Source organism: Brachybacterium sp. HMSC06H03 (assembly GCF_001807385.1).
Classification (GTDB): domain Bacteria; phylum Actinomycetota; class Actinomycetes; order Actinomycetales; family Dermabacteraceae; genus Brachybacterium; species Brachybacterium conglomeratum.
Map to the genome: position 1 here is coordinate 1 of NZ_KV788949.1, position 1,109 is coordinate 1,109.

Genomic DNA, 1,109 nt, shown 5'->3' on the forward strand with positions numbered 1-1,109 from the left:
CGCAGCCCCTCGCCCGTCGGCCCGAGCCGCAGCCAGTGCGCCGCCTCCGGGCGCAGCCCGCGCCGGTTCGAGGGCGGCTTCTCCTGCGCGATCAGCCGCAGCTCGCGCACGGCGGCCTCGGTGGCGGTGGCGCACTCGATCACGCGCAGCGACTCCGCGCGCGGCAGCATGTCCAGGATCGCGCGGCGCGTCTCGCTCGCGGTGAAGTAGGTGCGCACCCGGGAGCGCAGGTTCCGGGAGGTGCCGACGTACAGCACCGAGCCGTGCGCGTCGAGGAACTGGTAGACGCCGGGGACCGAGGGGACGTCGGCCGCGAGGTGCTTCTTGCGCAGCTGCACGGGCTTGGCCCGGCGGTGGGCCGTGCCGAGGTCCTCGAGCGTCGAGGCGCCGGTCGGGCCCAGCCGGGCGATGATCGCGTGGAGCACGTCGACCGTCGCGCGGGCGTCGGAGAGGGCACGGTGGTCCGGGGTGACCGCCGCCCCGACATGGGCGGCGAGGGTCGAGAGCTTGTGATCGCGCACCTCGTCGCGGCGGAAGACAGTCCGGGCGAGCGCGAGGGTGTCCAGCACGGTCGGCGCGGGCCACTCCAGCGCGCACTCGGCGGCGCGGGCGCGCAGGAAGCCGATGTCGAAGCGGGCGTTGTGGGCCACCAGCGCGGCCTCGGGCCCGACGAAGTCCAGGAACATCGGCAGCACGGTCCGGATCGAGGGGGCGCCGCGCACGGTCGCATCGGAGATGCCGGTGAGGGAGGCGATGTAGGCCGGGATCGGACGCTCCGGGTCCACGAAGGTGCGGAACTCGCCGAGCACCTCGCCGCCGCGCACCTTCACCGCGCCGATCTCGGTGATCGCGTCCGCGGAGGGGTCCGTCCCGGTGGTCTCGAGATCGACCACCACCAGCGTCGCCTCCGCGAGCGGGGTGCCCAGGTCCTCGAAGCTGAGCTGACGGCGTGCGGGCATGGGGGACAGGCTACGACGCGGCCCCGACAGCCGGACGTCGGGAGGCTGCGCGGGCACCGGTCCGCGACGAGCCCGGACGCACGACGGGCCTGCGATGCGCGACGGGCCCACGACGCGCGACGGGCCCCGGCACCTCCGAGGTGCCGGGGC

General features: G+C 75.4%; 1 protein-coding gene. It reads right to left on the reverse strand.

All coding sequences use genetic code 11. The features are described from left to right. The coding region (locus tag HMPREF3159_RS15030; RefSeq protein ID WP_141748260.1) for a DEDD exonuclease domain-containing protein at nucleotides 1-959 on the reverse strand (959 nt) is incomplete at its 3' end. Nucleotides 960-1,109: the final 150 nt, after the last annotated feature.